Source organism: Acidobacterium sp. FHG110202_01, assembly GCF_059115305.1.
Genome location: NZ_JBZYWJ010000010.1, coordinates 306,933 through 314,339, shown reverse-complemented (window position 1 = coordinate 314,339; position 7,407 = coordinate 306,933). Strand labels below are relative to the sequence as shown.

Here is a 7,407-nt window from a genome sequence, read left to right as displayed (position 1 = left end):
CGTCGGTGTCGCAGCAGCATGAAGTAGCACAGCAACGATTTTTTCCACCAAGGTCTGCATGGGAACTGTAAGGACGAAAGAACAGTCACAACAGCGTGTCTGAAACCTGCTCCTGATAAGGGTCTTCAACGACCGACCGACTTGTAAGGACAGACACGCAGCGGAACTCATCCTGGCCAGGAGCACGCGGCTCCACCAAAGGCCGAATACATTGCCGCAGACTTGTCTCTCGACCAAACTCAACCTTGCAGTCGCGCGGCGGACCATACATTCACAGGACTAACCAGATATAGCGTCGTTGGCCTACATCTGTTTGGAATCGATCTGAAACGTAGTCTTGTTTGTCTCGACCCAAGCCCCCGATGAGTCGCGCACTTCCACGTACACCGTGTATGTGCCCGGCGTCGTAAGGTCATAGCACGCTGACAGAATGAATGTTCTGTTCACCGATGATCCTGGGGCCACATCACGAGTGACGGTAGCCAGAGTCGTCGGAAGCTCGCCTGCAAGCAGCTTGTTGTACCAAGGTGTCTTTGGTGGCTCGCCCTTCGGGCCGGTGAGGTGGAGATGATACGCGGCATTATCACTTGTCTCGACCACAACGTCACGACCGACGTTAGTGATCGTCAAAATAGCTTTTGCTTCCGTTGGATCTTTCGGATGCTCTGTGGCCACGGACAGGCGAACTGCAATTTCTGGTGCCCGTATGGCGCTTTGACCGTTTGCAAGATCAGCAGCGACGAACGGAAGTAAAGATAAAGCGAGAACACCGATGCTGGTCAAATTTCTCTCCAGGTTCACGAACCAATATTGCCAGTAATTTACTCGAATTGATGTATAAGTCCCCATAAACGCCCTTCGCGGCAGTAATTCTCTCGCCGGGCAAACCTTGCACTGCCAGGCCTGCGCGGTGGAAATGACGAAGCTGTGGAAATCCCATTGGGATTCCCACAGCTTCGACGACGGGATCGATATCTCAAAACAGTTGCAAAATTCAGTAGATCGGTTGGAGCTTCCACACCGCAAGAGACTTGTACGGATGTCTCAGGTCCACAGCGTAAGTAACATATGTCCCGGTATGCTCATCTTGTCAACCCGTCGTAAGTGCGACTGATTGACAATCATAACCTCGCATTCAATCTGAAGGCATTGAAAGCAATGAGCTTAACCTTTCATCATGGAAAATTATCCGTCACAACGAATACATGCAGGGAATTATGCCTAAATTTGAAATAATAGAAATAGGGGATAAATAAGACGGATTCTGAATAAGTGAAAGAGATCACGGCGGAGGCCACAGGCTTCCGCCTTTTTCATTTGGAGAGAAGAATGATGGGATGGCAGGAGAAATTTCTTCAGAAGGCCTGTGCGGCAGCGCAGACCTCGGGTCACATCTTTCCCGAATATGCTGCCTGTGAGGCTGCGCTTGAATCTGGCTGGGGCCTCTCCCAGCTTGCCACAGAAGCCAACAACCTTTTCGGGCAGAAGCAGGCGCACCCGGCGCTTGCGGGTACGGAAACCCTTTCCCTGCCTACACGCGAATTTCTGCATGGAGCATGGACTACAGTGCAAGCCAGCTGGATCAAGTTCGCCGACTGGCATGCCTGCTTCGGCCAGCGCATGGACGTGCTGCGAAAGCTGGCTGCCTCCTACCCGCACTATGCTGCTGCTCTGGCAGCTAAAACGGGCGAAGAATACATTCAGGAAGTTTCGAGAAGCTGGTCTACCGATCCGCAGCGCGCCGGAAAAGTCCTGTCTATTTATGACCATCACTACGCGGTCTTTGAAAACTCTCCCAGGGCGGCATAGTGAGTTAAATCAGGACTTTACCTGGAACCTTCTTGTTTTCAATACTTTGTCGCATTTTAAAACAGGAATCATGTGTTTTCAAAGACTTAACACCTCCCCCACCCCCCCGGGGAGGGGAAGTGAAATCGCATGGAGGACGGGATATGATCCGCGTTTTAGGATAGTGCCCGTGTAGGAAGTCCTTTGATGGCAAGCTAGGCCATGAACGATTATGCCTACTTCACTGAATCCGATTGCGCAGCCAGTTCGCCAGGCATGCCGACCGCCGGCACCAGCATGTCTTCTTTCCGCATGACCAGGTTGGTGGCGTTCAGGCTGGCCAGCTCGAAGCCGTGGCCGTGGGTGATGGCGTCGGTCGGGCAGGCCTCGACACAGTATCCGCAGAAGATGCAGCGGTTGTAATCGATGTTGTAGACCTTGGCGTAGCGCTCGGAGCTCGAGATGCGGTTCTCGGCCGTGTTCTCGGCGGCTTCGATGTAGATACAGTTCGAGGGACAGGCCGCCGCACACAGGAAGCAGGCGACGCACTTTTCCAGGCCATTCTCATCGCGCTGGAGGACATGCGCGCCGCGGAAGCGCTCCTGCAGGACTGCGCCGCGCGTGGGACCGGGGCCGTCAGGGTAGTTTTCAACCTCGGTCGGCTGGAACATCTCCTTGAAGGTAATGCTCATTCCCTTGCTGATGGCCGCGATGTTGCGCACGATGGACATGGCTTTATTATACGGGGACTCCACGTCCAGCGACACGCACCTTCGGCGCCTTTGTATGATGGATTCGCAATCCTCAGGAGTTTGCGATGAAATCCCTGCGCAATGTTGCCGTTGTTTTCCTGGTGTTGGCAAGTACCGGCACCGTTCTTTCTGCACAAATGCTGAAACTGCAAAACGGAAGCCAGCAGGCGAGTGTTTCCCCGGATGATCTGAAAGCAAAGCTGCACAAGACCATCACCATCCATGACCCTCATGCGAATGCGGATGAAACTTATTCCGGTGTGCCGCTGCTTGAGTTGCTGAAGCAGGTGGGCGCTCCCGTGGGACACGATGTGCGCGGCAAGGTGCTGTCGCAGTACGTAGTCGCTACCGGATCGGACGGCTATAAAGCAGTAGTAGCTCTGGCCGAGATCGAGCCGGACTTCCATCCGGGAGATGTGATTGTGGCCGATGCCATGGATGGAAAGCCGCTTGATGCGAAGACCGGACCTTTCAGGCTCGTTGTTTCTGATGACAAACGGCCGGCCCGGTCGGTGAGGAATCTGGTTTCGGTGGAGTTAAGGACGGCGGAGTGATTCCATGGACTATGGCGCTATAATGCGGTCGTGCAAATCTGGCGCTATCTGCCGGAAATCTGTCACATCGAAGGTATAAATCCTGCTGCATTTGGTTTTTCTGGCAATCTGAACATGAATTGCATCATAGATGCGGCCACCTGACCAGCCTTGTGCAGAAGCTTCTTTGATGAGGCGGATATATTCGCTCTTTGTCAAAACCTCAATCTCAAAGGATGCTGCGACTTTGTCCTGAAGCACTTGAAACGCTCGTGCAGGCAAAATACGGGGCTGATATGGAGCCCGGGTCAACACTGAATATATTTCCGCCATTCCGTGACCTGACATCACCGGAGTCCATCGACGTAATTCGATGGCCCGAAAAAGCTCGACGGCATTTGCGTGATGTTCGTGCTGCTTGATTGTGTCAGCAATAATGATGTTGGTATCGATATAGACTTTCACCAGCCGCCAATCTTCCTCATGCGTTCTTCCCGGTCTTCCTGGATTAACTTGTTCCAATCAACCCGGCCAATAGGACGGCCATAGAAGACTAATCGCCCATTTTCCCGCCCCCAGGCTGAGTCCTCGTCAACCGGCGTCAAGACTATCCCTTCAGCGCTCTCCCTTATTTCAAGCTCGCTGTCCTTGCGCAGTCCAAGACGGTCGCGCACTTTCTTGGGCAGAACGATTCTTCCGGCCTGGTCGATTTTTACATGCATACTTTAAGAATGGCACAAATAAATGGTATTTACCATTTTAAAATGCCATTTTCTTGAAATCAGAGCATATCAGTATCCGGGGCTGGATGGCCAAGAATGCGGCACATGGAAACTATCTGGCCTTTGTGATGGAATGCATGAGTTAAAACATGATGGACAACATGCGCAGGCATCTCGACCATCAGGTCTCCACCCGGCGAACACAGTTCCACACGCTCATTCAATTGCTTGTCTGTCAAGCCCGCCAAATAAGTCAGGGTCCCTTGGCATGTTTCCTGCTGTAAGACTCTTGCGGCAGAAACGGTGGGCCAATCTTTGGCAGTCCAGCCACCGAAGGGAATGGCTTGCAGGCTGTGCATCCAGGATGACTCGCACTGAAAGATATGAATGACCTGCTCACCGAGCGTTGGAATACCGAAGCCGTTCAGCTTCTGAAAATAATGTTCCTCAGAAAGCGTCGCGATGTGATCAAGCAATCGGGTGAGACTGGAATGCGTCCAACTATGAAATTGCCGAATACCATCGAGGGTAAACATCCTGGTCCTCCATGCTTCTTCAATCGATTCCCAGCTTCTTCCAGATCGCGTCCACACGCGCCTTCGTCGCTGCGTCCATCTCAATGAGTGGTGGCCAGGGGCGAGTGAAGCCCTCTGCTGCCCACTTGCGCGTGGCGTCGATGCCCATCTTGCTGCCGTAGTTCGGGAGGCGCGAGGCGTGGTCGAGCGAATCGACCGGGCCCAGCGTGAACTGGATATCGCGCTCGGGATCGATGTTGTTGGCGACGCGGAGCGTGACTTCTTTCAGGTCCTGCACATCGCAGTCTTCGTCGACCACGATGACGCACTTGGTGAACATGGCCTGGCCCATCGACCAGATGCCGTTCATGACCTTGCGCGCCTGGCCCGCGTAGCTTTTGCGGATGCTGACGATCATCAGGTTGTGGAAGACGGCCTCGACCGGCAGGTTCACGTCAACGATTTCCGGCAGTGTCAGCTTCATCAACGGAAGAAAGATGCGCTCGACGGCCTTGCCCATCCATGCGTCTTCCATCGGCGGCTTGCCAACGATCGTTGACGCATAAACAGGATTTTTGCGGTGAGTGATGCAGGTGATATGGAAGACGGGATACTCCTCTTCCATGGTGTAGAAGCCGGTGTGGTCGCCGAAAGGGCCTTCGGTGCGCAGCTCGTCGAGTTTCACGTAGCCTTCGAGCACGATTTCAGAATGCGCGGGCACTTCGAGATCGACAGTTTCACATTTCACCAACTCGACCGGCTTCTGGCGCAGGAACCCGGCGATCATGAACTCTTCGACCTCCGGCGGCGCGGGCACGATGGCGGCAAATGTCGTTGCTGGATCGGTTCCGATGGCTACGGCTACTTCCAGGCGGTCGTCTTTCTGGTTCGTAACCGTGATGTTTGCCGTTCCGCCGGCGGTCTCGGCCATAACATTGACGTGGGCGGATGCGGATTCTCCGGTCGCTGCGCGCAAACGCTCGCGCAGATGCTCGGCGGCGTTCTTCTGGCGCTGCCAGTGCATACCGGTGGTCTGGCCGTCATAGACCTGCATACGGTACATGCCCACGTTGCGCTTCCCTGTTTTCGGGTCGCGCGTGATGACGCAGGGCAGCGTGATGAATCGGCCTCCGTCGAGAGGCCAGCACTTGAGCACGGGAAAGTCGAGCACACTGAAGTTTTCGCGCAGGATGACTTCCTTGCAAGACGCGTCCTTGGCAGCAATGGTCTTGGGGAAGAATTTGCCAATGTCTGCCAGCATGGGCAGCATCTTTAATTTTTCGAGAAATCCTTCAGGAGATTTCACATCGAGCAGAGCGCGGATGCGCCCGGCAATGTCGTCGAGCGAGTCGACTTCGAGCGCCAGCTTCATGCGGCGTTCGCTGCCGAACTGGTTCATCAGAACCTGCGCTCCGGGATAACTCTTGACGTTCTCGAACAGCAGGGCCGGGCCGCCTTTCGTAGATTTAGAAGCGCGGTCCGCGATCTCGGCGATTTCGAGGACCGGGTCGATTTCCTCCCGCACGCGCTTCAGCTCGCCTGCTTTCTCGATTGTTTTGATCCAGTCCCGCAGGTCGTCGTAGGCCACCTTGTCTCCCTTCGCAAAGGTTCATGTTACCGGATGCGGCAACAGGGATTGCACTCGCGATAGACTGGCCGGTCGTGATCCCTGTGCGTTGCCGTAAACATCCAAGTAGAAGAGACTAGACATGAGGCGATATGAGCAAAGTTCAATCTGATGCACTGGTATTCTTCGGAGCAACCGGCGATCTTGCCTACAAACAGATTTTTCCCGCGCTGCAGCGGCTGGCGAAACGCGGCAAACTGTATGGCCCTGTGCTGGGCGTAGCCAAGGCGGGGTGGACGCTTGACCAGTTGAAGGCCCGCGCGAAAGACAGCGTGGAGAAGCATGGAGGCGCTGATCCTGAAGGCCTGCCGCTCCTGCTGGATCGTCTTCGTTATGTCGATGGCGACTACAACGATCCTGAAACGTTCAAGCAGGTGCGTAAGCAACTGGGCGATGCCAAGCATCCGCTTCACTATCTCGCGATTCCACCGAGCCTCTTCGGGCATGTCATCGATCAGCTGAAAATTTCAGGCAATGCCGAAGGCGGGCGTGTGATCGTGGAAAAGCCATTTGGATACGATCTCAAGTCGGCGCATGCGCTCACGGCAGAGATTCACCGGGTCTTCGGTGAAGAGAACGTCTTCCGCATCGACCACTATCTGGGCAAGAACTCCGTCCAGAATGTCATCTTCTTCCGCTTCGCAAATTCCTTTCTTGAACCCATCTGGAACCGGCAATATGTCGAGAGTGTGCAGATCACCATGGCGGAAAAATTCGGCGTCCAGGGCCGCGGCGCATTCTATGACGGAGTAGGCGCGATCCGCGACGTGGTGCAGAACCATCTGATGCAGGTGGTGAGCAATATTGCCATGGAACCGCCTCCGGATCCGGAGGTAGAATCGCTGCGCGATGAGCGCGTCAAGGTTCTTAAGAGCGTTCAGGTAGTGGAGAAGAATGACCTGGTGCTCGGCCAGTTTGAGGGATATCACGGCGAACCGGGAGTCAAGCCGGATTCAAGCGTCGAAACCTTTGCGGCAATGCGCCTGCATATCAACTCCTGGCGTTGGCGCGATGTTCCCTTCTTCATCCGTACTGGAAAATCGCTGCCTGTAACCGCAACGGAAGTGATCGCCAAGCTGCGCCAGACGCCGCCTGTTTTTTCAGAAGAGATGCTGCCGCAGAATTACATGCGCTTCCGGCTGAGCCCGACGCCGATCATTGCCCTGGGAGGTTCGGTCAAGGAAGCCGGTGAGCGCCTGCGCGGCTGCATGGTGGAACTCGAAGCCGAACAGGTATGCGGCACGGACGATCTGCTGCCGTATGAAGAATTGTTGAACGACGCCATGCGCGGCAACCAGTCATGGTTTGCCCGCCAGGACTATGTGGAAGAGGCATGGCGTATCTTTGATCCGGTACTGGCCGATCGCCCTGAAGTGTTCGTCTACGAGCCGGGCACATGGGGACCGCAGGAAGCAGACTGCATCACGAAGGACTTTGGGGGCTGGTTGAATCCAAAATAAACGGAGGCAG

At 54.8% G+C, this 7,407-nt stretch carries 9 protein-coding genes; 3 read left to right on the top strand and 6 right to left on the bottom strand.

What is annotated here, in order from left to right; all coding sequences use genetic code 11:
• Positions 1–303: 303 nt before the first annotated feature.
• Entirely contained in the window at positions 304–675 is a 372-nt protein-coding gene (locus tag AC5S16_RS20865) for a hypothetical protein (protein WP_493932044.1), read from the bottom strand.
• A 654-nt stretch (positions 676–1,329) separates the two neighbouring features.
• Here AC5S16_RS20865 and AC5S16_RS20860 point away from each other — a divergent pair.
• The gene (locus tag AC5S16_RS20860) at positions 1,330–1,809 is read left to right on the top strand and encodes a glucosaminidase domain-containing protein (protein WP_493932043.1); all 480 of its coding nucleotides are present in this window, start codon (positions 1,330–1,332) and stop codon (positions 1,807–1,809) included.
• A gap of 215 nt (positions 1,810–2,024) precedes the next feature.
• Here the strand turns inward: AC5S16_RS20860 and nuoI are convergent, their stop codons facing one another.
• Positions 2,025–2,519: an NADH-quinone oxidoreductase subunit NuoI gene (nuoI, locus tag AC5S16_RS20855; RefSeq protein WP_493932049.1), complete on the bottom strand. Its 495-nt coding sequence runs from the start codon at positions 2,517–2,519 to the stop codon at positions 2,025–2,027.
• Between the two features lie 86 nt (positions 2,520–2,605).
• On the opposite strand from nuoI, the gene AC5S16_RS20850 reads away from it, so the two are divergent.
• Positions 2,606–3,094 carry a molybdopterin-dependent oxidoreductase gene (locus AC5S16_RS20850; protein ID WP_493932042.1) on the top strand — a complete coding sequence of 163 codons (489 nt, stop codon included), beginning with the start codon at positions 2,606–2,608 and terminating at the stop codon, positions 3,092–3,094.
• 9 nt (positions 3,095–3,103) lie between these two features.
• Here the strand turns inward: AC5S16_RS20850 and AC5S16_RS20845 are convergent, their stop codons facing one another.
• From AC5S16_RS20845 to AC5S16_RS20830, 4 genes are read right to left on the bottom strand one after another with little or no spacing between them, the layout of a single operon-like run.
• On the bottom strand, positions 3,104–3,538 hold the full coding sequence (locus tag AC5S16_RS20845) for a type II toxin-antitoxin system VapC family toxin (RefSeq protein WP_493932041.1): 435 nt from the start codon (positions 3,536–3,538) through the stop codon (positions 3,104–3,106).
• Positions 3,535–3,795, bottom strand: a complete 261-nt coding sequence (locus AC5S16_RS20840; RefSeq protein ID WP_493932040.1) for an AbrB/MazE/SpoVT family DNA-binding domain-containing protein — start codon at positions 3,793–3,795, stop codon at positions 3,535–3,537. The genes AC5S16_RS20845 and AC5S16_RS20840 overlap by 4 nt, the downstream gene beginning before the upstream one ends.
• 59 nt (positions 3,796–3,854) lie before the next feature.
• On the bottom strand, positions 3,855–4,331 hold the full coding sequence (locus AC5S16_RS20835; RefSeq protein WP_493932039.1) for a DinB family protein: 477 nt from the start codon (positions 4,329–4,331) through the stop codon (positions 3,855–3,857).
• Positions 4,332–4,350: 19 nt separating this feature from the next.
• Positions 4,351–5,898, bottom strand: coding sequence for a UbiD family decarboxylase (locus AC5S16_RS20830; RefSeq protein WP_493932038.1), 1,548 nt, complete (start codon positions 5,896–5,898; stop codon positions 4,351–4,353).
• Positions 5,899–6,029: 131 nt separating this feature from the next.
• Between AC5S16_RS20830 and zwf the strand changes: the two genes are divergently transcribed.
• Positions 6,030–7,397: a glucose-6-phosphate dehydrogenase gene (gene zwf, locus AC5S16_RS20825; protein ID WP_493932037.1), complete on the top strand. Its 1,368-nt coding sequence runs from the start codon at positions 6,030–6,032 to the stop codon at positions 7,395–7,397.
• Positions 7,398–7,407 lie beyond the last annotated feature (10 nt).

Coding starts and splice junctions, on each gene's coding strand:
- AC5S16_RS20840 (WP_493932040.1), bottom strand. CDS start 3,795: ATGCATGTAAAAATCGACCAGGCCGGAAGAATCGTTCTGCCCAAGAAA.
- AC5S16_RS20860 (WP_493932043.1), top strand. CDS start 1,330: ATGATGGGATGGCAGGAGAAATTTCTTCAGAAGGCCTGTGCGGCAGCG.
- AC5S16_RS20850 (WP_493932042.1), top strand. CDS start 2,606: ATGAAATCCCTGCGCAATGTTGCCGTTGTTTTCCTGGTGTTGGCAAGT.
- AC5S16_RS20835 (WP_493932039.1), bottom strand. CDS start 4,331: ATGTTTACCCTCGATGGTATTCGGCAATTTCATAGTTGGACGCATTCC.
- zwf (WP_493932037.1), top strand. CDS start 6,030: ATGAGCAAAGTTCAATCTGATGCACTGGTATTCTTCGGAGCAACCGGC.
- nuoI (WP_493932049.1), bottom strand. CDS start 2,519: ATGTCCATCGTGCGCAACATCGCGGCCATCAGCAAGGGAATGAGCATT.